Here is a 23,372-nt window from a genome sequence, read left to right on the forward strand (position 1 = left end):
AGGCGTGATGGGCGCCGTCGGCGTGCTCCTCACCTTGTGGCTGATGTTCTCCCTGCAGTGGGTGGCCGGGTTCGAGCCGTGGGGCACGCTTACCCGGGCCGGTACCGCTCAGGTCGAGCAATGCGAGCGGAACGCGATCCACCTGTGGATGACGTACTCGTGCGAGGCGGAAGTCCGGTGGCACGACGTTCCCGAGGGTGGAGAACAGGTCTCCGCCACGGTGATCACCTCCGTTTCGGCGCTTTCGGGCAGCGTGCCGGTGGAGGAGTACAAGTACCGGAAGAAGAACAGCTCGCGAGGCGGGGCTTCCGTGGTCCCGGTCGACCGGCCGATGTGGCCGGTGGCCGACGGCTGGTGGATCCTTCTCGTCTTCGTCAGCGTGATCCCCGGCTGGGCCGCGGGGTTCTGGGTAGGTGGCCGTCTCGGCCGGCTCCTGCCCGAACCGAAGGAGAAACCCAAGGATTGGCGCGGTGTCCGCCGTCGGGCCACGTCGGGGATGAACGGACGCCGCCGCAAGCGTGGCCGCCGCTGACGTACGTTCTGCCGGTGCGCGGACGACGCGCGTGATCGGATGGACGACGCGCGTGATCAGGCGGACGGCTCTCGACGCACCCCCGGCCGCGCGTGTCGTCCGGTCGATCACGTGACATCGCCGATGGTGAGCCTCGTGAGTGGCTAGGACGGTTAGAACCGTCCTAGCCACTCACGAGAACGGGAGTCCTTTGTCGACCCGGGTCATGGGATGACCCGACCTCACCCTCCACTGTGTCCTCGGCCGTCCCCGCCGCGCCCCACCGGATTCCCCACTTTCACCCCCACTTCGCCCCACAGCAGGGTTCCGGCGGCCGATATCCGGACGTGTCAGGCATGGATGAGGTTGCTTCGATACCCGCCCAGGGGGATCTTGGCCACCGTCCCCCACCGAGCCCCCACCTGGCCCCACCTGGCTGACCAGCGAAAACGTCTGACACGACGGAGTGGTCGCGGCTTTTGCCGCGTTGACTGTGGTGAAAAGTGGGGTACGGTGGTGCGCAGTGGGGCAGAAGGGAGCCCCGTGGCCGGGCTTGGTTGTTCGCAGCCAAGATCGGTAGGGAGGTGGAGCCGGTGTTCCTCGGCACCCACACCCCGAAACTGGACGACAAAGGGCGGCTCACGCTGCCCGCGAAGTTCCGCGACGCGCTCGCCGGTGGGCTGATGGTCACCAAGGGACAGGACCACTGTCTCTTCGTCTTTCCCCGGGCCGAGTTCGAGCAGATGGCCAGGAAGGTCGCCGACGCCCCGTTCACGAACGAGGCGGTCCGGGCCTACCAGCGTTATCTCTTCGCCGGGACGGACGAGCAACGCCCGGACGGGCAAGGACGTATCGCGATCGCGTCCGAGCTCCGACGCTATGCCGGGCTGAACAAGGAGTGCGTGGTGATCGGGGCGATCACCAGGCTGGAGATCTGGGACGCCCAAGCGTGGCAGGGCTACCTGGACGAACACGAGGACAGCTACGCGAAGGCTCGAGAGGAAGTTCTGCCGGGCGTCTTCTAGACGTGACCGAGGAAGCACCCACGCCGTCGGGGGGCGCGGGTTCACGCTTCGGACACATCGGAAGCCGTCCACACGGATGCCGTGAGGCCTCTGTCCGCTCAGTGGCCCTGGTACACCTTCCCCGGTACCAGGTCAGCAGGCGGGCGGACAGGGACCTGACGGCATCCGGCATCTTCCCCGGCACTACAGGAAAGGGGGGAAGACATGGCAGACGAACACGAGCACGTACCGGTGCTGCTGGATCGCATCGTCGAGCTGTTCGCGCCGGTCTTCTCCGACCGCGAGGCCGTGCTGGTCGACGCGACCGTCGGGCTCGGCGGTCATTCCGACGCGCTGCTCACCGCGTTCCCCCTGCTGCGCCTGGTCGCCCTCGACCGTGACCCCAACGCGCTGGAACTCTCCGCGAAACGGCTCGCGCGGCACGGTGACCGGGTCGACTTCGTGCACGCCGTCTACGACGAGATGCCGTCCGCGCTGCAGGGACTCGGACTGTCCAGAGTGGACGGGATCCTCTTCGACCTCGGGGTCTCCTCGATGCAGCTCGACCGGGCCGAGCGCGGTTTCGCCTATTCCAAGGATTCCCCGCTCGACATGCGCATGGACCCGACCACCGGGTTCACCGCGGCCGACGTGCTCAACACCTACGCCCCCGGCGAGCTGATCCGGATCCTGCGCGACTACGGCGAGGAACGGTTCGCCCAGCGGATCGTCAAAGCCGTTGTGGCGGAACGGGAGAAGGAACCCTTCACGCGCAGCGGACGCCTGGTGGAACTGCTGTACGACGCGGTCCCCGCGGCGAGCAGGCGCACCGGCGGGCATCCGGCGAAGCGCACCTTCCAGGCGTTGCGGATCGAGGTCAACGGCGAGCTGGAGGTGCTGCGGCGGGCGATGCCGCGGGCGTTGTCCTCGCTCGCCGTCGGCGGCCGCATCGTCGTGGAGTCCTATCAGTCCCTCGAAGACAGGCTGGTCAAACAGGCCTTCGCGGAACTGGCGAAATCCCGGACGCCGGAAGGGCTTCCGGTGGAACTTCCGGGCCACGGCCCGGAACTGAAACTGCTCACCAGAGGGGCCGAGAAGGCCGGCGAGGCGGAAACCGAACTGAACACGCGGGCCGCCTCCGTGCGGCTGCGCGCCGCCGAACGGATCGGAGACCGAGCACGATGACCGCTCCCGCGAAGTCCCGCGGCCGCCGGACACCGGCGCCCGGAAGGCGTTCCCGCGCGACCAGCACGGTCGAGCAGGCGCCCGAAACCACCGAGACCACGAAGTCCACTCGCGCCTCCCGCGGCCGCACTTCGGCGGCGGAACGCGCCTACGCCCGCCGCGCGCAGCGCGCGGACCTGTTGCAGCGAGACCAGCAGCGCAACCGGCCCGACGCGGAAGGCGGCGCGGGCAAGGACGAGCCGAAGAAGAAGCTCACGCTGCGCTGGCCGCGTTCGCGCGCGTCGTTCGTGCTGATGATGATGGGCATGCTGGCCGTCGGCGTGGCGTGCACGCTGTGGCTGACCACGCAGGCCATCGCCGATTCGTACCGGCTCGAACAGCTCCGCACGACCAACGCCGGGCTCGCCGAAGCGAAGGAGCGGCTGCAGCGCGAGGTCGCGAAGGCCGAGTCGCCCGCTTCGCTGGCGCCCAAGGCCAGGGAACTGGGCATGGTGCCCGGCGGCGACCCCGCGCATATCGTGGTCGGCCCGGATGGAAAGTCCACTGTGGTCGGTGAGCCGAAGAAGGCCGAAGCCGAGGCGCCCGCCGCCCCGGCCGAGTCGACGGCGCCGCCGCCCGCCGAGGGAACGCAGCAGGGCACGCCGTACGAGGGCGACCAGCCCGCGGTACCGCAGGAGAACGCGGCCCCGGCGCAGGGAGGTCAGTGATGTCACCCGGCCGCCCGGCGCAGGCCAGGGCCCGGTCGGTGGGGAGCGCGCGGCGGACCTACGCCGCCGGGACCCGCCGTGCCACCGCCCGCCGGGGCAACGGGGGAAACCGGAGCCGGTTCACCGGCGTCCGGATCCTGCTGATCGTCGTGATGGTGCTCGCCGGTCTCAAACTGGTGCAGGTGCAGTGGTTCGAGGCCGGCGCGCTCTCCGAGGCGGCGGAGCGGCAGCGGACGTCGGTGATCGAAAGTCCCGCGCAGCGCGGCTCCATCCTGGACCGCAACGGTACGAAGATCGCGTTCAGCGTCGAGGTGCGGACACTCGCGGTGAGCCTGAACTGGCTCCACAAGACGATGGACGACTTCGCCGCGAAGAACCCCACCAAGGGCAAGAACTTCGAGACCGAGGTGGCGGGCGCGGCGAAGCTCATCGCGGCCAAGCTGCCCGGCGTGATCACCGAGAAGGAACTGCTGGACAAGTTCCACAAGCCGGACGGGTTCACCTACCTGGTCCACGACATCGAACCTTCGGTCGCCGAGGCGATCGTCAAGGAATACCCGTGGATCAGCGTCGAGAAGCGCTCGAAGCGGGAATACCCCGGTGACTCGGTCGGCGCGAACATCGTCGGCTACGCGAACTGGCGCACCGACGACAAGGACGTCTCCAAGCACAACCTGCACGGCGGGTACGGCCTCGAAGCCTCGCGGGACAACGACCTCGCCGGAACGCCGGGCCGCAAGATCGTCAACACCCGGAACGGCAACGACAACCTCGTCATCCCGGGCACCGAGCGGGACATCCAGAACGCCGTCCCCGGTTCGGATCTGCAGCTCACGATCGACACCGACCTGCAGTACGAACTGCAGCGGCAGCTGAGCGAGTACGTCGTCAAATCGAAGGCCAAGGGCGGCCAGGCGGTCATCCTGGACTCCAAGACCGGCGAAGTCTACGCGCTGGCCAACGACAAGACCGTCAACCTCAACGACCCGGCTTCGCGCAGCGAGACGGAGAACCTGAACAACCGAGCGGTGACCACGCCGTTCGAACCCGGTTCGGTGAACAAGATCGTCACCGCCGCGGGCGCGATCGACGCGGGGATCACCACGCCGGAGGCGTCGCAGCCGGTCCCGGGCTCGCTGCAGGTCGCCGACAAGATCGTCAAGGACGCCTGGCACCACGGCACGCAGCAGTTCACCACCACCGGCATCTTCGCGAAGTCGTCGAACGTCGGCACCCTGCTGCTGGCGCAGAAGCTCGGCGAGGACCGGTACGCGGATCTGCTGAAGAAGTTCGGTCTCGGCCAGCGCACGGGTCTCGGCCTTCCCGGCGAGAGCCCGGGTGTCGTGCCGCCGCGCAATCAGTGGTCGGCCACGACCTTCGGGAACCTGCCGATCGGGCAGGGCCTTTCGATGACGGTGGTGCAGATGGCGGGGATGTACCAGGCCATCGCGAACGACGGGCTGCGCGTGGAACCACGGGTGGTCAAGTCGAAGGTCAATCCGGACGGGACCGTCGTCCCCGAACCGGCGCCGAAGACCGTCCAGGTCATCAGCCCGCAGGCGGCGAAGACCGTCCGCGAGATGATGCGCGCCGTGACGCAGAAGGGCCGCGGGCAGCAGAGCGGCACCGGGCCGAAGGCGGCGCTGGAGGGCTACCAGATCTCGGGCAAGACGGGCACCGGCCAGCAGGTCGACCCGAAGACGAAGACCTACAGCGACCATCTGTACAACATCACCTTCGCCGGGATCCTGCCCGCGGACAACCCCCGCTTCGTGGTCGGCATCCGGCTCGACGCCCCGGACGCCACGCTGCAGCAAGGGCTCTCGGCCGCGCCGCTGTTCCACTCGGTGGCCGCGTACCTGGCGCAGCGGTTCCAGATCCCGCTGTCGGACGGTCCTTCGCCCCAGGTGCCGTTGGTGCTTTCCTGACGTAACACGCGTGTTTGGGGCCGGAACTCGCGTGCTTGAAGGCGGAACTCGATCATCCGTCCCGAGACACGCGAGATCCGGCTTCAGACACAGGAGATCCGGCTCCGGGCACGTGAGTTCCGGCTCTGGGAACGCCGGCTGAGCGGCCTCAGGACCCGCGTTGCGAAAGCCACTTTCGCAACCTTGAACGTTGCGAAAGTGGCTTTCGCGTCATCGGGCACCGCGTCGGAACGTGATCGTCGCTGTGCGTGAACGGGCCTCCGCGCCGGGCGCCGTCCGGAATCACCGGTCCCGGCGCGTCCGAAGTCCTCAAGCGACAGTCGGAAGCCCTTGCGTGCCAAGGAGAGCCCGCGAAACCCAATACCACGAGCATGATCGACGCGCTCACACCCCGCACCGCTTCAGTCACCCGAATGCCGCGCCGGTAACCTCCTTGGCTGTGTCGGTGCCTACTTCAGATCCCCGCAGCGGTCCCGCCGTCGAAAGCGGGTCCGGCGCGACGGCTGCCCAGGTCCCGGACAGCCCGGTCAAGGCCGTCGCCGCACCCCCTCGTCCGGCCAGGATCGAGCCGATGCCGCTGGGCACGCTGCTCGCCAGGGCGGGCGCCCGGCTCGTGGTGGGTGGCGACGACTACCCGGCCGCGGCCGAGCTGACGGTCACGGGCAGCACGCTCCGCGCCCAGCACGTCCTCCCCGGTGACCTCTTCGCCGCCCTTCCCGGCGCTCGTGCCCACGGCGCGGACTTCAGCGACCAGGCCATCGCGGCCGGCGCGGCCGCCGTGCTCACCGACGAGGCCGGCGCCGAGCGCCCCGTGCTCCGCGACGCCGGCGTGCCGATCCTGGTTCACCCGGACCCGCGAGCCGCCCTCGGCGAGATCGCCGCCTGGATCTACGGCGAGCCGTCGCTGGAGCTGTCCGTCCTCGGCATCACCGGGACGTCCGGCAAGACCACGACGTCGTACCTGGTCGACGCCGGGCTCAAGGCGGCCGGGCTCACCACCGGGCTGATCGGCACGGTCGAGACCCGGATCGCGGGGGAGCGCCTCGCCAGCGGGTTCACCACCCCCGAGGCGCCGGATCTGCAGGCCCTGCTCGCGGTGATGGTGGAGCGCGGCGTCACGCACGTCCCGATGGAGGTCTCCAGCCACGCGCTGTCGCTGGGCCGGGTCAACGGCACGCGCTTCGCGGTCGGCGCCTTCACCAACCTGTCCCAGGACCACCTGGACTTCCACAAGGACATGGAGGAGTACTTCGCCGCCAAGTCCCTGCTGTTCGACGGCCGGTCCACCGCCGAGGTGGTCGTCGTCGACAGCGCGTGGGGCCACGCCCTCCTCACCCCGCACACGGTGACCGTGTCCACCGAGCCGGGGACGGACGCGCTGTGGCGCGCCACCGACCTCAACCCCACCCCGGCGGGGGAGCAGACCTTCACCCTCCACGGTCCCGAAGGCCTCACCGCCGCGGCCAAGATCCCGCTGCCGGGTGAGTTCAACGTGGCCAACGCCGTGCTCGCGGCCGCGATCCTGAACACCGCCGGTGTCCCGCTCGACGCCATCGTCGCCGGGCTCGCCTCGGTCGAGGTGCCGGGCCGGATGGAGCGGGTCTACCTCGGCCAGCCGTTCACCGCCGTCGTCGACTACGCGCACAAGCCCGCCGCGGTCGCGCAGGGGCTCGACGCGCTGCGTGCCCGCACCGAGGGCCGGATCATCACCGTCCTCGGCTGCGGCGGGGACCGCGACACCGCCAAACGCCCGGTGATGGGCGAGGCGGCGGTCCGGCGCAGCGAGGTGCTGATCGTGACCGACGACAACCCGCGGTCGGAGGATCCGGCCGCGATCCGGGCGGCGATGCTGGCCGGGGCCCGCAACGCCGGCCCGGCCCTGGGCGGCGAGATCCTCGAGATCGCCGACCGCCGGGAAGCCATCGTCCACGCGGTCGAGCTGGCTCAGCCCGGCGACATCGTGCTCATCGCGGGCAAGGGCCACGAGACCGGCCAGGAGATCCAGGGTGTCGTGCACCCGTTCTCCGACCGCGAAGAGCTGGCCTCCGCCATCCGCAGACGTCTGGAGACAGAGTGATCGTGCTCAGCCTGGCCGAGATCGCCGCCATCGTCGGCGGGCGGCTGCATCGGACCGACGGGACCGCCGAGGTCACCGGAAGCGTCGAATTCGACACCCGTGAGGTCACCCCCGGAGGTCTGTTCATCGCGCTGCCCGGCGCGAAGGTCGACGGCCACGACTTCGCCGCGCGGGCGGTCGAGTCGGGCGCCGTCGCGGTGCTCGCGGCCCGCGAGGTCGACGCCCCGGCCGTGATCGTGCCGCCGCTGGCGGCCGGCGAGGGGCACGAGCGGGCGTTCGCGCTGGTCTCGGACAAGGACGGGGCGGGCGCCGCGGTGCTGGCCGCGCTGGCCAAGCTCGCCCGGCACGTGATCCGGAAGCTCGCGGGAGACCACCTGACCGTCGTCGGGGTCACCGGTTCGGCGGGCAAGACCTCCACCAAGGACATCATCGCCCAGCTGCTGGAGCCGCTCGGCCCGACGGTGGCGCCGCCGGGCTCGTTCAACAACGAGCTGGGCCACCCCTGGACGGCGCTGCGGGCCGACGACTCGACGCGGCAGCTCGTGCTGGAGCTCTCCGCCCGCGGGCCCGGCCACATCGCCGAGCTGGCGGCCATCGCGCCGCCGCGGATCGGGGTCGTGCTCAACGTCGGCACCGCGCACGTCGGCGAGTTCGGCTCGCGCGAGGGCATCGCCAAGGGCAAGGGCGAGCTCGTGGAGGCGCTGCCGAGCGCCGAGGACGGCGGTGTCGCGGTCCTGAACCTCGACGACCCGTACGTCGCGGCCATGGCGAGCCGGACGAAGGCCCGCGTGGTGTTCGTCGGCGAGAGCGAGTCCGCGCACGTCCGCGCCGTCGACATCACCCTCGACGGCGAAGCGCGCGCGTCGTTCCGCCTGGTCACTCCGAACGGTGAGGCACGGGTCAAGCTGCCGCTCTACGGCGAGCACCACGTCGGGAACGCGCTCAGCGCGGCCGCCGTGGCCCTGGAGATGGGCTCGACGGTCGAGGAGGTCGCCGCCCGCCTGTCGAGCCTGGAGCGGCGCTCCGAACGCCGCATGGAGGTCACCACCCGCGCCGACGGCGTCACGGTCCTCAACGACTCCTTCAACGCCAGCCCCGAATCGATGCGGGCCGCGCTCAAGGCGCTCGCGTCGATGAGCGCGAACCGCCGCTCCTGGGCCGTGCTCGGCGTGATGGGCGACCTCGGCGAGAACTCGGTCGAGGCGCACGACGGCATCGGCAGGCTCGTCGTCCGGCTCAACATCGACAAGCTCGTGGTCATCGGCCAGGCCGCCGCGGCCGCCCATCAGGGCGCCCAGCACGAGGGTTCCTGGGGCGAGGAGTCGGTACTGGTACCCGACGTCGACGCCGCCATCGCCCTGCTGCATGATCAGCTCCGCGCGGGAGACGTGGTGCTGGTGAAGGCGTCCAAGGCCGCCGCTCTGTGGCGAGTCGCCGACGCCGTGCTCGCCGCTCCCGTGACCGACGCTGAATCCCCTGAAGTAGCCCCTTCCCCCTCTCACGAACGCTCGAACGGTGGTGACGCGTGATCAGCATCCTGATCGCGGCCGCGGCGGGCCTGCTGGTCTCCATCCTCCTCACTCCCTATCTGATCCGGGTGTTCTCCCGGCAGGGCTTCGGCCAGGAGATCCGGGAGGAAGGACCGCAGGGACACAAATCCAAACGCGGTACCCCGACGATGGGTGGTGTCGCGATCATCGTCGCGATGGTCGTCGGGTATTTCGTGGCGCATCTGATCAGCGCGCTCAGTGGCGGCAACGGCACCGGCGGCCCGTCCGCCTCGGGGCTGCTGGTCCTCCTGCTGGCCGTCGGCCTCGGGCTGGTCGGGTTCCTCGACGACTTCATCAAGATCCGCAAGCAGCGCAACCTCGGGCTGAACAAGACCGCGAAACTGGTCGGCCAGCTCGTGGTCACGATCGCCTTCGCGATCCTGGCGCTGCAGTTCGCCGACGAACGCGGGCTCACCCCGGCGTCGGAAAGCCTGTCCTACGTGCGGGACCTCGCGCTGATCACCTTCCCGTCGGTGTTCTTCGTGATCTTCTGCTACATCGTCATCTCGGGCTGGTCGAACGCGGTGAACTTCACCGACGGCCTCGACGGTCTCGCCGGCGGCACCGCGGCGATGGTGCTGGCGACCTACGTCGTCATCGCCTTCTGGCAGACCCGCCTCTCGTGCGCGGTCACCCCGCAGGCCGCCTGCTACGACGTTCGTGACCCGCTGGACCTGGCGGTGGTGGCCGCCGCGGCCACCGGCGCCTGTGTCGGCTTCCTGTGGTGGAACGCGGCACCGGCGAAGATCTTCATGGGTGACACCGGTTCGCTGGCCCTCGGCGGCCTCGTCGCCGGCCTGTCGATGACCACCCGCACCGAACTGCTCGCCATCGTCATCGGCGGTCTGTTCATGGTCGAGATGATCTCGGTGGTCGCACAGATCGCCGTGTTCCGCACGACCAGGCGGCGCCTGTTCCGGATGGCGCCGTTCCATCACCACTTCGAGCTCGCGGGCTGGGCCGAAACCACCGTCATCATCCGGTTCTGGCTGCTTTCGGCCATCTGCTGCATGTTCGGTCTCGGCCTGTTCTACAGCGAACAGCTCGGTCTCGGGGGTTAAGCGGTGGAGCTGGCCGGGCGTCACGTCCTCGTCGCCGGAGCCGGGGTCACCGGCAAGTCGATCGTCCCCGTCCTGGCGGACCTGGGCGCGCGGATCACCGTCACCGACGGCAACGCCGAACGGCTGGCGGAGCTCGAAGGGCTCGGCGCCGACCTGGTGCCGGGCCTGACCGAACCGCCCGAAGGTGTCGAGCTGGTCGTCACCAGCCCCGGCTGGAAGCCGACGTCGCCGTTGCTGGTGGCGGCGGCCGAAGCCGGTGTCGAGGTGATCGGCGACGTCGAGCTGGCGTGGCGCGTCGGACAGCTGCGCGACAAGCCGCCGGTGTGGCTCGCGATCACCGGCACCAACGGCAAGACCACCACGGTCGGGATGCTGGAGTCGATCCTGCGTACCGCCGGAGTCGACGCCGTGGCCTGCGGGAACGTCGGTTTCGCGGTACTCGACGCGGTGCGGGCCGGGCACGAGGTGCTGGCCGTGGAGCTGTCGAGCTTCCAGCTGCACTGGTCGTCGACGCTGGCGCCGCTCGCCTCGGTGGTGCTGAACCTGGCCGAGGACCACCTCGACTGGCACGGCTCGATGGAGGAGTACGCGGCGGCGAAGGGGCGGGTCCACACCCACTCCCGGAACGTGGTGCACAACCTCCACGAGGAGTGGTCCATCCGCCTCGCCGACGAACACGCGCCCGCCGACGCGCGCCGTGTCGCCTTCGGTATGGACACCCCGCGCCCCGGCGAGCTCGGGATCGTGGAAGACCTGCTGGTCGACCGCGCCTTCGTGGCCGACCCGGCGACCAGCGCCGACGAGCTCGGCACGCTGGCCGACGTGCGCCCCGCCGGCCCGCACAACGTCTCCAACGCGCTCGCCGCGGCGGCGCTGGCCCGGGCGTACGGCGTCACCGGCGAGGACGTCGCGAAGGGCCTGCGCGAATACCGGCCCGCCCCGCACCGGGCCGAGGAGATCGGCGAGATCGACGGCGTCCGCTACATCAACGATTCCAAGGCGACCAACCCGCACGCGGCGAGCGGTTCGCTGCGCGCGCATCTGAACGTCGTCTGGATCGCCGGTGGCCAGCTCAAGGGCGCTTCCGTGGACGAACTCGTCGGCTCGATCGCCGGAAGGCTGCGCGGAGTCGTGCTGTTCGGCGTCGATTCACCCGTGATCGCCGCCGCTGTCGCGCGACACGCGCCGGATGTCCCGGTGAACAGCCTCCCTTCGGGTGACGATGACACCATGACTGCGGCGGTGAAGGCGGCCCGCGCCCTGGCGCGCCCTGGAGATGTGGTGCTGCTGGCCCCCGCCGCGGCGTCGTTGGACATGTACTCGAGCTATGGCGCACGCGGCGACGCGTTCGCGAGCGCGGTCCGTGTCCTGCGCGACGGTGCGGGGGAGACCAGTGACGGCGGTTGAGGAAAGAAAGCGCGAGACGGCGCCACGCAAGCGGCGTGAGCGCAAGGAAAGCCCGTTCGTCGCCTTCCGCACCGCGCTGACGGCCTGGCTTTCGCGGCCGCTCGCTTCGTTCCACCTGGTCCTGGCGCTCACCGGCGTGCTGACCGTGATCGGCATCGTGATGGTGCTGTCCGCCTCGTCGGTCGCTTCGTACAACCCCAAGACCGGCACCGGCGTGTACGCCCAGTTCAGCAAGCACCTCATGTTCGTCGCGATCGGCGCGGTGGTGTTCTGGGTCGGGCTGCGGGTCCCGCTGGAACGCGTCCGGCGGTTGTCGGCGACGGCGACGGTGGTGTGCCTCGGGCTGCTCGTGCTGGTGCTGACCCCGCTCGGCTCCGAGATCAACGGCTCGCAGGGCTGGTTCCGGCTCGGCGGATTCGCCTTCCAGCCGGTCGAGGCGGCCAAGGTCGCGCTGGCCTTCTGGGGCGCGCACATCCTGGTGATCAAGTACAACATCATCAACCAGTGGCGTCATCTGCTCGTCCCGGTCGTGCCGATCGCGCTGCTGATGTTCGCGCTGGTCATGATGCAGCCCGACCTCGGCGGCACGATCACCCTCGCGGTGGTGCTGATGGCCCTGCTGTGGTTCGCGGGCGCGCCGAAACGGCTGTTCGGCGTCATCCTCGCGGGTGGTCTCGTCGGGGTCCTGGTGCTGGCGATCATCGCCCCGTACCGGCTGGCGCGGGTCATGTCGTTCGTGTCGGGCGACCCGGACACCAGCGCCGACGGCTTCCAGGCCAACCAGGCGAAACTCGCGCTCGCCGACGGCGGGCTGTTCGGCAAGGGCCTCGGCCAGGGCCAGTCCAACTGGGGCTACCTGCCCAACGTGCAGAACGACTTCATCTTCGCCCTGATCGGCGAGGAACTCGGCTTCATCGGCTGCGCGGTGGTGCTCGGGCTGTTCGCCGGGGTCGCCGTCGTCGGCCTGCGGATCGCCACCCGCAATCTCGACCCGTGGATCCGCATCGTGTCCGGCACGCTGACCGTCTTCCTGGTCGCGCAGGCCGGTATCAACATCGGCTACGTGGTCGGCCTGCTGCCGGTCACCGGGGTCACGCTGCCGTTGATCTCCTACGGCGGGACGTCACTGGTGATCACCATGCTCATCATGGGGATCCTCGCCAACGCCGCTCGGCACGAACCGGAGGCGGTGGCCGCACTGCGTTCGCAGGGGCCGGGTAAATTCGGACGCCTGCTGAGGCTTCCCGCGCCCGAGCCGTACCGCCCGCCCGCCAAGCGCAAGGGCACCGCGGCCAGGGGAGGCGCCGCCAAGGCGGCGAGGCCGGCGCCGAGGACGGCGAGGCCTTCGCCCGCACAGGAGCGGCGCCGATCGGTACGGGAACCCGGCAGGAGGACGGCCGCGCGAACGGCGGCGAACCGCGGTACCGCGAAACGGGGTACCGCAAACCGGAGAGGTCATAGGTGAACAACCCCGTCAGAGGTGGCGCTTCAGGTGAGGTCGCCGGCAAAGCGCCGGTGGTCGTGGTCGCCGGCGGTGGGACCGCCGGGCACATCGAACCGGCCCTCGCCCTCGCCGACGCGGTGATGCGCCTGCGTCCCGACGCGAAGGTGGTCGCGCTGGGGACCCAGCGCGGACTGGAGAACAAGCTCGTCCCGGCGCGGGGCTATCCGCTGGAGCTGATCCCGCCGGTGCCGATGCCGCGCAAACCGACGCCCGAGCTGCTCAAGATGCCGCTGAAGGTCCGCGACTCGGTCAAGCGCACCCGTGAGGTCCTGGACCGGGTCGGCGCGGACGTCGTCGTCGGCTTCGGCGGCTATGTCGCGCTTCCGGCGTATCTCGCCGCACGCGGCCGCACGCCGATCGTGGTGCACGAGGCCAACGAGAAGCCGGGCCTGGCGAACAAGGTCGGCGCTCGGTTCGCCGTCCGCGTCGCCGTCGCGGTCCCGGGGACGCCGCTGGCGAAGGCCGAGGTCATCGGCATCCCGCTGCGCCGCTCCATCACTTCGCTCGACAGGGCCGCGCTGCGCGCCGAAGCCCGCGAGCACTTCGGGCTCGACCCCGACGCCCCGACGTTGCTGGTCTTCGGCGGTTCGCAGGGCGCGGTGTCGATCAACGGCGCCGTCTCCGGCGCGGCCAAGGAGTTCGCGGACGCCGGTGTCGGCGTCCTGCACGCCCACGGACCGAAGAACACGCTGGTCGTCCAGGAATTCCCCGGACGGCCCGCGTACGTCCCGGTGCCGTACCTGGAACGCATGGACCTCGCGTACGCCGCCGCCGACGCGGTGCTGTGCCGCTCCGGCGCGATGACCGTCGCCGAGGTGTCCGCGGTCGGCCTGCCCGCGGTGTTCGTCCCGCTGCCCTACGGCAACGGCGAACAGGCGGTCAACGCCCGGCCCGCGGTCGACGCGGGTGCCGGGCTGATGGTCGACGACGCCGACCTCACCCCCGCCAAGGTCGCGGAGCTGGTGATCCCGCTGGTGTCCGACGCCGACCGGGTCGCGAAGATGAGCGCGGCCGCGGTCGGCCTCGGTCACCGCGAGGCCGACGAGACCCTTGCCAAGATCGTGCTGGAGGCCGCAGGTGCCTGACCAACTCCCCGACACGCTCACGCGTGCCCACCTGATCGGCATCGGCGGCGCCGGGATGAGCGGCATCGCCCGTATCCTGCTGGCCCGCGGCGCCCAGGTGTCCGGTTCCGACGCCAAGGAGTCGCGCGCGTTCCTTTCGCTGCGAGCCCAGGGTGCCGAGATCGCCGTCGGCCAGCGCGCCGAGAACCTCGACGCGTTCCCCGAAGGCCCGTCCTCGGTGATCGTGTCGACCGCGATCAAGGACGACAACCCGGAGCTGGTGGCCGCGCGGGAACGCGGGATCACCGTGCTGCACCGCGCGCAGGCGCTGGCCGGGCTGATGGAGGGGCATCGCGTCGCCTGCATCGCCGGGACGCACGGCAAGACGTCGACGACGTCGATGCTGACCGTCGCGCTGCAGCAGTGCCGTCTCGACCCGTCGTTCGCCATCGGCGGCGACCTCAACGAGTCGGGCGCCAACGCGCACCACGGCGAGGGCGGGATCTTCGTCGCCGAGGCCGACGAGAGCGACGGGTCGTTCCTGGCGTACTCGCCGTCGGTCGCCGTCGTGACCAACGTCGAGCCGGACCACCTGGACCACCACGGCACGGCCGAGGCGTACGTCTCGGTGTTCGGCGACTTCCTCGGCCGGATCGTGCCGGGCGGGCTGCTGATCGTCTGCGGTGACGACGAGGGCGCCGCGGAGCTGGGCGCGCGGGCCGCGGAGCAGGGCATCCATGTCCGTCGCTACGGGCGCTCGGTCACCGGCGCCGACGACGCCAAGATCCTGGACTTCGCGCCCGCGCCGGACGGCGGCGTCGTCCGGATCTCGTTGCTGGGCGAGGAAATCGTCCTGCGGGTCGCGGTGCCGGGTGAGCACATGGCGCTGAACGCGATCGCCGCGCTGCTGGCGGGGATCGAGCTCGGCGCGCCGGTCGAAGGACTGGCCGAAGGGCTCGCCGCGTTCGGCGGCGTCCGGCGGCGGTTCGAGTTCAAGGGCCGTTCGGGCGACGTCCGGGTGTACGACGACTACGCGCACCACCCGACCGAGGTCGACGCGCAGCTGCGCGCGGTGCGGACCGCCGCGGGCTCGGGGCGGGTCCTCGTGGTGTTCCAGCCGCATCTGTACTCGCGCACGAAGACGTTCTCGAAGGAGTTCGCGGCCGCGCTGTCGCTGGCCGACGAGGTCGTCGTGCTGGACGTCTTCGGGGCGCGCGAAAAACCGGAGCCCGGGGTCAGCGGCGCGCTGATCGCCGACCAGATCTCCGGTGTCCCCGTGCACTATCAGCCCGCGTTCGACGTCGCGGCCAAGCTGGCGGCGGATCTGGTCGAACCCGGCGACCTGCTGGTGACCATGGGCGCCGGCGACGTCACGCAGCTCGGCCCGGAGATCCTGGCCGAACTGGACCGGCGGGCGGGTTAGCCATGACAACGCCCGGCGGCCAGCCATGACACAGACCGGGGAACGCCGCCGCCCGGCCGAACCCGGTCGGCGTCCGCGCTCCGAACGGGTCAAGCGGACCCCGCGGGCCGAACGGACTCAACGGCTGAAGCAGCGGCGCGGCAGGCGGTCGGTGGACGACCGCCGCCGCACCGCCCGGCCAGCCCGGCACAAGGAGATGCGGCGGCGCTGGGTCGCGCTGCTTTCCCTGCTGACCGCCGTCGCGCTCGTCTACCTGCTGTGGTTCAGCTCGATGCTGGGCGTGCGGCAGGTGGACGTCGTCGGCGCGAGCTCCGTGCCCGCGGACCAGATCCGCGCCGCGGCGGCGGTGCCGGACCAGAAGCCGATGCTGCGCCTGGACACCGACGAGATCCGGGACAAGGTGGCGCAGATGCCCGGCATCGCCACCGTCGACGTCTCCCGGTCGTGGCCGAGCACCCTCGAGATCACCGTGACCGAACGGAACGCGATCGCGTTCTTCGACAGCGGGCCCGGCGGCGACGGCGTGCACCTCGTCGACGGCGGGGGAGTGGTGTTCAAGACCGTCAAGGAGCGGCCCGCCGGGCTGCCCGAGCTGAAGCTGCCGTCGGTTTCGGCCGACGACCCGGTGACCCGCGCGGTGACCGGCGTCCTCGGCGTGATCCCGCAGCAGTTGCTCACGCAGGTCACCACCGCGACGGCGAAGACCCCCGGAAGTGTCGAATTCGCGCTGGCCGACGGGAAGACCGTGCGATGGGGGACCTCGGCCGACACCGAACGCAAGGCGAAGGTCCTGGCCGCGCTGCTCACCCGCGAGGGCAAGGTCTTCGACGTCTCGGCCCCCGATCTGCCGACCGTCTCCTGACGCGTTTCGTCCTCTAGTTGCGGTAGTTCGTATCGCCAACTACCGCAACTAGAGGACGAAACGCGGGGCGCTCAGCGGGTGACGAGGGCTTCGATGCCGTCCAGCAGCCGTTCCAGGCCGAACGCGAAGGTCTCGTCGGCGGCCTCACAGGTGTCCGCGTCGTAGCCGCCGCTTTCCCAGATCCGGGTCATCGCCGGATGGCGTTGGACGTCGAAGTACTTCTCCCAGAACACCGACCGCTGCCCCCACCAGGCGTCGGTCGACTGCCCGGTCTCCTGTTCGACCTGGGCGGTCTCGGCGAACAGCGTCGCGTTGGCCTGCACGTAGATCTCGATGCTGTTCGCGGCCGCGGCCGCCTCGCGCGGCGCCAGCCCGATGTCCGACACCGCCGCGATCACGTACTCCTGGCCCGCCATCAGCCCGGGCCCGAGCACCGGCCGCACCATCGACGTCGAGCGCAGCCACGGATGCGCCCGGAACACGGCCAGCGTGCGGTCGGCGTAGAGCCGCACCTGTTCGCGCCAGCCGTCCGGCCGCGGATCGCCGGGGCCGGGGAGGTTCCGTTCGGCGAGTACCGAGTCGACCATGAGGTCGAGCAGTTCCGTCTTGCCGGGGACGTAGGTGTAGAGCGTCATCGTGCCGGCGCCGAGCTTCTTGGCGATCTGGCTCATCGACACCGTCGCCTCGCCCGCGCTGTCGGCCAGCGCGACGGCGGTGGCGATCACCTGGTCGAGCGTCAGTTTCGGCTTCCGCCCCCTGGTCGGCTGCCGGGCTTCGCCGCGGTCACGCCACAACAGTTCGAGGCTGCGCTCGAAGTCCATCCACACTCCACTCGGCCGTGAAGCTGGATTCTACATTCTCGTATGCTGTACGGTTAAGCGTATCCCGTAGGGCGTACGAAAAGGAGTGGGGAATCGTGACGATCCTGGTGACCGGTGCGACCGGAAGCGTCGGCAGGCTGCTCGTCGACGAACTGGTGGAGGCCGGGGCGCCGGTGCGGGCGCTGACCGTCAACCCGGCGAAGGCGGCGCTGCCCGAGCAGGTGGAGGTCGCCAAGGGCTACCTGGGCAAACCGGAGACGTTGCCAGAAGCCCTCGAAGGCATCGAGACCGTGTACCTGGCACCGCTCGCGGCCAAGGTGGACGACTTCGTGAAGCTGGCGAAGGAGGCCGGAGTGCGCCGTGTGGTGGCGCTGTCCGGCAGTAACGCCGACGACCCGGCGGACAACTCGAGCGGCGTCGACTACGCGATCATCGAGAAGGCCGTCCGGGAGGCGGAGTTCGACTGGACGTTCCTGCGGCCGGGGGCGTTCATGAACAACACCCTCGGCTGGGCCGAGACGATCAAGGCCGAGCGTGTGGTCCGCGAGGCCTACCCGGAATCGCGGATGACGCCGATCGACCTCGCGGACATCGCCGCCGTCGCGGCGCACGTCATCCTGACCGAGGGGCACGTCGGCAAGAAGCACACGCTGAGCGGGCCGACGGCGGTCAGCCAGCGCGAACAGGTCGCCGCCATCTCGGCCGCGCTCGGCGAAGAGGTCACCTTCCAGGAGCTGACCCGGGAGGAGGCGAACAAGCAGTGGGCCGCCGCCGGGATCCCGGCGGAGATCGCCGAATGGCTCCTCGACGGCTTCGCGTACTTCACCGAAAACCCCGACAAGCCGACCGGCGTCGTCCAGGAGCTCACCGGACGGCCCGGGGTCACCTACGCGGAGTGGGCGGTGGCGAACGTCGACGCCTTCCGCTGAACTCGTAACTCGCGTGATTGAAGCCGTAACTCACGTGATTGAAGGCGTAACTCGCGAGTTACGCCTTCAATCACACGAGATACGAGTTGCCGGCCCTCAGCGGGCCCGGCGGGGGAGGCGGGTCGGCAGGGGAGCGCCCCGCGGCTGGTCCGAAGTGGGCGGCGGGGACGATCGCTGCGGCTGGGGCAGGGACGGCTGGGGCGACGGCTGAGGCAGGGGCGGCGGGGCCTGCGATTCGCGAGGCCAGGCCGGGGTGATCATCGCCTGCGCCCCGACCCGGCGGACCGGCAGCCCGTGCGCCTCCCGCGCGGGCAGGCCGGGCCAGATCTCGCCGGCCTCCTTGGCGGCGTCGCGGATCGCGGTGCCGTCGAGCGCGGTGCGCGTCTCCTCGATGTCGCGGTCGAGCCACTGGACGACGAGTTCCAGCGGCCCGTCGGGCGGCAGCGGCCACAGGAAGATCTCGTGGTCGACGTGGAACGCCGAACCGCCCAGTCCCTGCGCGCGCAGTACCGGCTGATCCGGTTTGGTGGCCGACGGCACGGAGATGGTCTCCGAACTGGCGCGCCTGCCATCGGGGAAGAGCACCCCGACCAGCAGCGCGTTGTAGTCCGGGACGCGGCGATGGTCGATCAGGCCCTCGCCGGGTTCGTCCAGCAGCAGATCACGCGAGTACACCGACAGCTGGAACGACACGGACTCCGGCCACACCTCGATACCGCGCAGCGCGACGATGGTCCGCTCGGCGCGTCCCAGCGGCATGGACCAGGGCAGGATCGCCGGGACGATGTACTCGTGCGGAGTCTCCACCCAGGGGCGGCCGTTGTAGCCGAAGAGTTCCTGTTCCGGCACCGGGAACAGGGGGCGGTTGCGCGGACCGTCCGCGAAGAAGCTCATCGCGGCGCGGCGGAACGCGGGGTGAAGCTGTCCGACCTGCCGTTCACGCCGTCAACGACCACCATGCGCTCACGGTAGCCGATGACCAGGCCGGTACTGAACGGTTTCACCGCACCTTTCGCGTCACCCGAAGCCCTTGAGCTTCACTTTCGTGCCCTTCGGCACCTTGGTGCCCGGCTGCGGATCCTGCTCCAGGACGAAGTCGAAACCACCGTTTCCGCCGCCGTTGCCGTGGCCGTTTCCGCGTCCCTGACGGTCGGGCTCCAGGCCCGCCTGCCGCAGGATCTGGAACGCCTCCTCCATCCGCTTGAACGTCACGTTCGGTACTTCGACGGCGTTCGAAACGAACACCCCGATGCGGCGGTTGCTCGCCTTGCCGCCGCCCTTCGGGTCGGTGCGGACGACCTGACCGGCGGCGTACTGGTCGGAGAACTCCTCACCGGCCTGGAACGGCTGGAAGCCCGCCTGCTGCAGGATCTGGAACGCGGCGTCCTTGCTCTGCCCGGTGACGTCCGGGACCGGCGGCAGCGGTTCGGGACCCTTCGACAGGATGATCGTGACCTGTCCGCCGATGTTCAGCTGTGAACCGGGACCCGGGTCGACGCGGACCACCTTGTTCTTGGCGACGTCGCTGTACTCCTGCTCACCCTGGACCGGTGTCAGCTGCGCGGCCTTGATCGCCGTCTCCGCGTCCTGCGGGCTCGTCCCGGCCTGGATGTCCGGCACGATCGGACGGCCCTTCGACAGCACGACGTTGACCGTGGAGCCCGGCGCGAGCGACGCGCCCTCGGCCGGGTCGGTCCGGATCACCGTGTGCTGGGGGGCGGTGTCGCTGTACTCCTCGGTGTAGGCCGGGGTCAGCTTCGCCGAGCGGAGCGCGTCCCCGGCGGCGGCCTGGTTCATCCCCGCCAGCTTCGGCACGGACGACGACGTCGGCCCGGTGTCGTTGAGGATGAAGGCGAACGCGCCGATCAGGCCGCCGAGAACCAGCACCGCGGCGGCGATCATGACGTAGAGCCGCTTGCGCGAACCCGGCTCCTCGTCGTCGGCGGCCGGTTTGGGCCGCGGGGGAGGGGTGCGGGGCGGCTGGGCGGCGGGGATGTGCGGCTCGCGGTGCAGCGCCTGCGTTCCCCGCGGTCCGGTGACCGGCAGGGTCGCTTCGGCGACCGGGGGCAGCACTGTCGTGGCGGCCACCGGGACGGCGGGGATGCCCGGGGTGGTGCGTTCGGCGTCGGTCTCCCGGTCGGCGTCCGCGGGCAGCGGCACGGGCACCGGGACGGCCGGGACACCCAGGACGGTGCGCAGATGGTGCAGTTCGGCGAGGAACGCCGCGGCGTCGGCCGGACGCTGCTCGGGGTCGCGGCGCGTGGCGCGCAGGATCAGCTCGTCCAGCTGCGGCGGGATACCCGGCCGCAGCTCGCTCGGGCGCGGGACGTCGTCGTTGACGTGCCGGTACGCCACCGAGAGCGCGGTGTCGCCGGTGTACGGCGGGCGCCCGGTGAGCATTTCGTACAGCAGGATCCCGGCCGAGTAGACGTCGCCGCGCGAGGTGGTCGCGCCGGTCGCGACCTGTTCGGGCGAGACGTAGGCGACGGTGCCGAGGATGACGCTCGAACTCGTGGTGCCCGCGCTCGCGACCGCGCGGACCAGGCCGAAGTCGCCCACCTTGACCACGCCGCCCGAAAGCGCCGTGCCGCCGCGGCCGATCAGGACGTTCTCCGGTTTGACGTCGCGGTGCACCAGGCCGGCGGCGTGCGCCGCGGCCAGCGCGGAGAGGACGGGTTCGGTGATGCTCAGCGCGAGGGCGACGTCGAGCTGACCGCGTTCGGCGAGCAGTTCGCGCAGGGTCCCGCCGTCGACGAGTTCCATGACCAGGAACGCGCGGCCGGACTCCTCGCCGCCGGGGGTGTCGAAACCCTGGTCGTGCACCGCCACCACGTGGGGATGGTGCAGCCGGGCCGCCGACCTGGCCTCCCGTTCGAACCGCTCGACGAACGACCGGTCGTCGGCGAACCGCGGGTCCATGATCTTGATGGCGACCTGGCGGTCGAGGCGGGTGTCGACGCCGCGGTACACCGACGACATCCCACCGCGTGCGAGCAGCTTGTCCACCCGGTAGCGGCCCTCGAGCAGAGTGCCCACCAGCGTGGGGTCCGTGCGTGTCACGGCTATGGATCGTACGGAAGTACCCATGTTCTGGTGTACGGGACCTGGCACGCCGGGGATCACGATTCCCGGCATTTCGTCGAATCGGCGGTATCCGTGACCGGGTGGGCACGTACCGTCACGCCCTGGTCGTCACCCATGCGTACTAACGGAGCGGGAGACGGAATGTGGCACAGTGTCACCTGTGAGTGGTATTCCCGTCGCCGACGACGTTCTCGACGCAGATGTGGCCGTTCTCCCGCTTCCGGAGGTCGCGACCGCGCTGAACGTCTCGGCCAACAAGGTCCGCCAGATGCTGCGCGACGGCCACCTGATCGCCGTCCGGCGCAAGGGCGAGCTGTACGTCCCGGTCGCGTTCCTGGTCAAGGACGGCGTGGTCAAGGGCCTGGCGGGCACCATCACGGTGCTCGCGGACTCCGGTTTCAGCCGGACGGAGATGCTGCGCTGGCTCTTCGCCGAGGACGAGACGCTGCCGGGGACCACCCCGGTCAACGCGCTCCGCACCAGCCACGGCACCGAGGTCAAGCGGCGCGCGCAGGCGATGGCGTTCTAGCGCAGACCAGCGCATACGTCGCGGCCGCCAGGAGCTGGCAGCCCGCCGCGGCGCTCAGCGCGGCGGTTACGGAGAGTGCGCTCAGTGGTCCCGCGAGCGCGGCACCCGCCGCGAGCCCGGTGATCTTCACGCTCGCCGCCGTCGTGAACACCTGCGCCCGTACCGCCGCGGGCGCTTCCCGATGCCGGATGGCGAACAGCGCCGAAAGCTGGGGTCCTTCGGCGAATCCGGCGAGCACGGCGGCGGCCAGCAGGGTCGCCATGTCGTGCCCTGACGCCGCGAGCAGGAAGCTCGCGCCCAGCAAGACGGTGCTGGCGAGCACGGTGCGATCCGGTGGGAGTGGCCTGCGGGCCAGCACAGCGTTCGCGACCAGGGACGCGGCGGCCAGCACGGTGAGCAGCAACGCGCCGGAACCCGGGTTCCCCAGGCGTTGAGCGCCGAGCAGCGGATAGCAGACGATGGCGACCCCGATGCCGACGAAGGACACCGTGGACGTCGCGGTGGCCCGTAGCAGGGCGCGGTTGCGGAAGAGGACCGCGAACCCGTCGGCGAGCTGACGGCGGATCGGTTTCGCGGGCTTCGCTTCGGCGGCCGGAAGTGACCACGCGGCCGGAAAAGCGGCCACGACCAGCGTGATCGCGAGCGCCACCGCCGCCGGGGCCCCGGCGTACGCGGCCACGAGGCCGGCGAGCCCCGGCCCGGCGAGGCTCGCGGCGGTGAACGTCATCGCGTCGAGCGTGCTCGCCCTCGCCAGTGGTGTCGTGCCGCGGACGTTCGGCAGCTGCGCCGTCCATCCGCCCGCCAAGGCGGGGTTGAGCAGCCCGGCCGCGACGGCCACCGCGATCGCCGCGGGGACTTCGACCAGCGCCAGCACCGCGCCGAGCCCGCCCGCGTAGGCGAGCAACGCCCAAGCCAGCAGCCGTCCAGGCCGGGGACTGCGGTCGAGCAGGGCGCCGAGCAGTGGCCCGCCCGCCGCGGCGGAAATCGTCAAGCCCGCGAGCAGCGCGGATCCCGTGGCGGCCGAGCCGTCGACGCTCAGGCCGAGGAGGAGCAACGCCGGTCCGGACAGCTCGTCGCCGGTCCTGGCGATCGTCGCGCCGGTCAGGTAGGCGGCGAGCCTGTAACGGCCTCTCATGAACGAGACGTTACAGTGAAGCATGACTTCAGCGCAGCGGGATTTCCTGCCGGGCCGTTCGGCGCGGGCGGCGGCGCAGCGGGCGGTGGATCTGCTGACGGTGCTGCTCGCGCCGGAACCCTCGGTCGCGTCCGTTCGCGCCGTGCTCGAAGCGCACGGCGAGACCTCTGTCGAGCTGAAGCCGTCGGACGTGGTTTCGTTGCGTGAAGCGGCCTTCGAGCTGCGGGAGGTGTTCGCGGCGCAGGATGTCGCGGAGGCGGCCGGAGTGCTCAACCGGCTGCTGGCGCGTCACGCGCATCCGCCGCGGCTGACCGATCACGCCGACGGGTTCGGCTGGCATCTCCACGTGGACGCCGACGACGACGGGCCGTGGGGCGCGTGGCTGGTGACGTCGTCCGCGCTGGCGCTGGCGGTGTTGCTGGCGGACCGCCAGGCGCCGCCGGGCGGGCTCTGCGCGGCCGAGGGCTGCGGGAAGCCGTTCGCGCACTGGGGTGGGGGGAGCCCGCGGCGGTACTGCTCGACGCGGTGCGCCACCCGGGAGCGGGTCGCGGCTCACCGTCGCGACCGCTCGTGAGTGGTAAGGACGGTTCT

Annotated in this window: 20 protein-coding genes; 16 read left to right on the top strand and 4 right to left on the bottom strand. The window is 70.7% G+C overall.

All coding sequences use genetic code 11. The annotated features are described in order from the left end of the window. The first annotated feature begins 7 nt into the window (after positions 1 to 7). The 13 genes from ACOCEP_RS22575 to ACOCEP_RS22635 all read left to right on the top strand — a co-directional run bounded on the left by ACOCEP_RS22575 (position 8) and on the right by ACOCEP_RS22635 (position 16,283). Complete coding sequence (locus ACOCEP_RS22575; protein ID WP_482330985.1) at positions 8 to 532, top strand: hypothetical protein; 525 nt, start codon at positions 8 to 10, stop codon at positions 530 to 532. Between the two features lie 572 nt (positions 533 to 1,104). Further along, complete coding sequence (mraZ, locus tag ACOCEP_RS22580) at positions 1,105 to 1,536, top strand: division/cell wall cluster transcriptional repressor MraZ (RefSeq protein ID WP_005156436.1); 432 nt, start codon at positions 1,105 to 1,107, stop codon at positions 1,534 to 1,536. Between the two features lie 204 nt (positions 1,537 to 1,740). Continuing rightward, positions 1,741 to 2,700, top strand: a complete 960-nt coding sequence (gene rsmH, locus ACOCEP_RS22585) for a 16S rRNA (cytosine(1402)-N(4))-methyltransferase RsmH (protein WP_034312074.1) — start codon at positions 1,741 to 1,743, stop codon at positions 2,698 to 2,700. Further along, complete coding sequence (gene ftsL, locus ACOCEP_RS22590; RefSeq protein WP_482330986.1) at positions 2,697 to 3,407, top strand: cell division protein FtsL; 711 nt, start codon at positions 2,697 to 2,699, stop codon at positions 3,405 to 3,407. Before rsmH ends, ftsL begins: the two co-directional genes overlap by 4 nt. Then, entirely contained in the window at positions 3,407 to 5,335 is a 1,929-nt protein-coding gene (locus ACOCEP_RS22595) for a peptidoglycan D,D-transpeptidase FtsI family protein (protein WP_482330988.1), read from the top strand. Before ftsL ends, ACOCEP_RS22595 begins: the two co-directional genes overlap by 1 nt. A gap of 571 nt (positions 5,336 to 5,906) precedes the next feature. Continuing rightward, complete coding sequence (locus tag ACOCEP_RS22600; RefSeq protein ID WP_482339793.1) at positions 5,907 to 7,412, top strand: UDP-N-acetylmuramoyl-L-alanyl-D-glutamate--2,6-diaminopimelate ligase; 1,506 nt, start codon at positions 5,907 to 5,909, stop codon at positions 7,410 to 7,412. Further along, positions 7,409 to 8,941 carry a UDP-N-acetylmuramoyl-tripeptide--D-alanyl-D-alanine ligase gene (locus tag ACOCEP_RS22605; RefSeq protein ID WP_482330989.1) on the top strand — a complete coding sequence of 511 codons (1,533 nt, stop codon included), beginning with the start codon at positions 7,409 to 7,411 and terminating at the stop codon, positions 8,939 to 8,941. Before ACOCEP_RS22600 ends, ACOCEP_RS22605 begins: the two co-directional genes overlap by 4 nt. Beyond that, a complete protein-coding gene (gene mraY / locus ACOCEP_RS22610; protein ID WP_016332673.1) occupies positions 8,938 to 10,023 on the top strand; it encodes a phospho-N-acetylmuramoyl-pentapeptide-transferase in 1,086 nt (361 codons plus the stop codon). Before ACOCEP_RS22605 ends, mraY begins: the two co-directional genes overlap by 4 nt. A 3-nt stretch (positions 10,024 to 10,026) precedes the next feature. Then, positions 10,027 to 11,430 (top strand): UDP-N-acetylmuramoyl-L-alanine--D-glutamate ligase, encoded by a 1,404-nt coding sequence (murD, locus tag ACOCEP_RS22615; protein ID WP_482330990.1) that lies wholly within the window; start codon positions 10,027 to 10,029, stop codon positions 11,428 to 11,430. After that, positions 11,417 to 12,895 (top strand): putative lipid II flippase FtsW, encoded by a 1,479-nt coding sequence (gene ftsW / locus ACOCEP_RS22620; RefSeq protein WP_482330991.1) that lies wholly within the window; start codon positions 11,417 to 11,419, stop codon positions 12,893 to 12,895. The genes murD and ftsW overlap by 14 nt, the downstream gene beginning before the upstream one ends. Then, positions 12,892 to 14,019: an undecaprenyldiphospho-muramoylpentapeptide beta-N-acetylglucosaminyltransferase gene (gene murG / locus ACOCEP_RS22625; protein ID WP_482330992.1), complete on the top strand. Its 1,128-nt coding sequence runs from the start codon at positions 12,892 to 12,894 to the stop codon at positions 14,017 to 14,019. Before ftsW ends, murG begins: the two co-directional genes overlap by 4 nt. Then, entirely contained in the window at positions 14,012 to 15,421 is a 1,410-nt protein-coding gene (gene murC, locus ACOCEP_RS22630; RefSeq protein WP_482330993.1) for a UDP-N-acetylmuramate--L-alanine ligase, read from the top strand. Before murG ends, murC begins: the two co-directional genes overlap by 8 nt. Positions 15,422 to 15,446: 25 nt before the next feature. Then, positions 15,447 to 16,283, top strand: a complete 837-nt coding sequence (locus tag ACOCEP_RS22635; protein ID WP_482330994.1) for a cell division protein FtsQ/DivIB — start codon at positions 15,447 to 15,449, stop codon at positions 16,281 to 16,283. 71 nt (positions 16,284 to 16,354) lie between these two features. On the opposite strand, the gene ACOCEP_RS22640 is transcribed toward ACOCEP_RS22635, so the two are convergent. After that, entirely contained in the window at positions 16,355 to 17,104 is a 750-nt protein-coding gene (locus tag ACOCEP_RS22640) for a TetR/AcrR family transcriptional regulator (RefSeq protein ID WP_482330995.1), read from the bottom strand. A 95-nt stretch (positions 17,105 to 17,199) separates the two neighbouring features. On the opposite strand from ACOCEP_RS22640, the gene ACOCEP_RS22645 reads away from it, so the two are divergent. Continuing rightward, on the top strand, positions 17,200 to 18,033 hold the full coding sequence (locus tag ACOCEP_RS22645) for an NAD(P)H-binding protein (RefSeq protein WP_482330996.1): 834 nt from the start codon (positions 17,200 to 17,202) through the stop codon (positions 18,031 to 18,033). Positions 18,034 to 18,129: 96 nt separating this feature from the next. Here the strand turns inward: ACOCEP_RS22645 and ACOCEP_RS22650 are convergent, their stop codons facing one another. Together ACOCEP_RS22650 and ACOCEP_RS22655 are read right to left on the bottom strand one after the other, a co-directional pair. Then, positions 18,130 to 18,927 (bottom strand): hypothetical protein, encoded by a 798-nt coding sequence (locus tag ACOCEP_RS22650; protein WP_482330997.1) that lies wholly within the window; start codon positions 18,925 to 18,927, stop codon positions 18,130 to 18,132. Between the two features lie 123 nt (positions 18,928 to 19,050). Continuing rightward, entirely contained in the window at positions 19,051 to 21,093 is a 2,043-nt protein-coding gene (locus ACOCEP_RS22655; protein WP_482330998.1) for a PASTA domain-containing protein, read from the bottom strand. Between the two features lie 184 nt (positions 21,094 to 21,277). On the opposite strand from ACOCEP_RS22655, the gene ACOCEP_RS22660 reads away from it, so the two are divergent. Further along, positions 21,278 to 21,646, top strand: a complete 369-nt coding sequence (locus ACOCEP_RS22660) for an Rv2175c family DNA-binding protein (protein ID WP_240598024.1) — start codon at positions 21,278 to 21,280, stop codon at positions 21,644 to 21,646. On the opposite strand, the gene ACOCEP_RS22665 is transcribed toward ACOCEP_RS22660, so the two are convergent. After that, positions 21,615 to 22,781 carry an MFS transporter gene (locus ACOCEP_RS22665; protein ID WP_482330999.1) on the bottom strand — a complete coding sequence of 389 codons (1,167 nt, stop codon included), beginning with the start codon at positions 22,779 to 22,781 and terminating at the stop codon, positions 21,615 to 21,617. The two genes, ACOCEP_RS22660 and ACOCEP_RS22665, sit on opposite strands and share 32 nt — an antisense overlap. A 22-nt stretch (positions 22,782 to 22,803) precedes the next feature. Here ACOCEP_RS22665 and ACOCEP_RS22670 point away from each other — a divergent pair, with 22 nt between their 5' ends. Continuing rightward, positions 22,804 to 23,355 (top strand): CGNR zinc finger domain-containing protein, encoded by a 552-nt coding sequence (locus ACOCEP_RS22670; protein WP_482331000.1) that lies wholly within the window; start codon positions 22,804 to 22,806, stop codon positions 23,353 to 23,355. Positions 23,356 to 23,372 lie beyond the last annotated feature (17 nt).

It is taken from the genome of Amycolatopsis sp. CA-211722, from assembly GCF_056828465.1.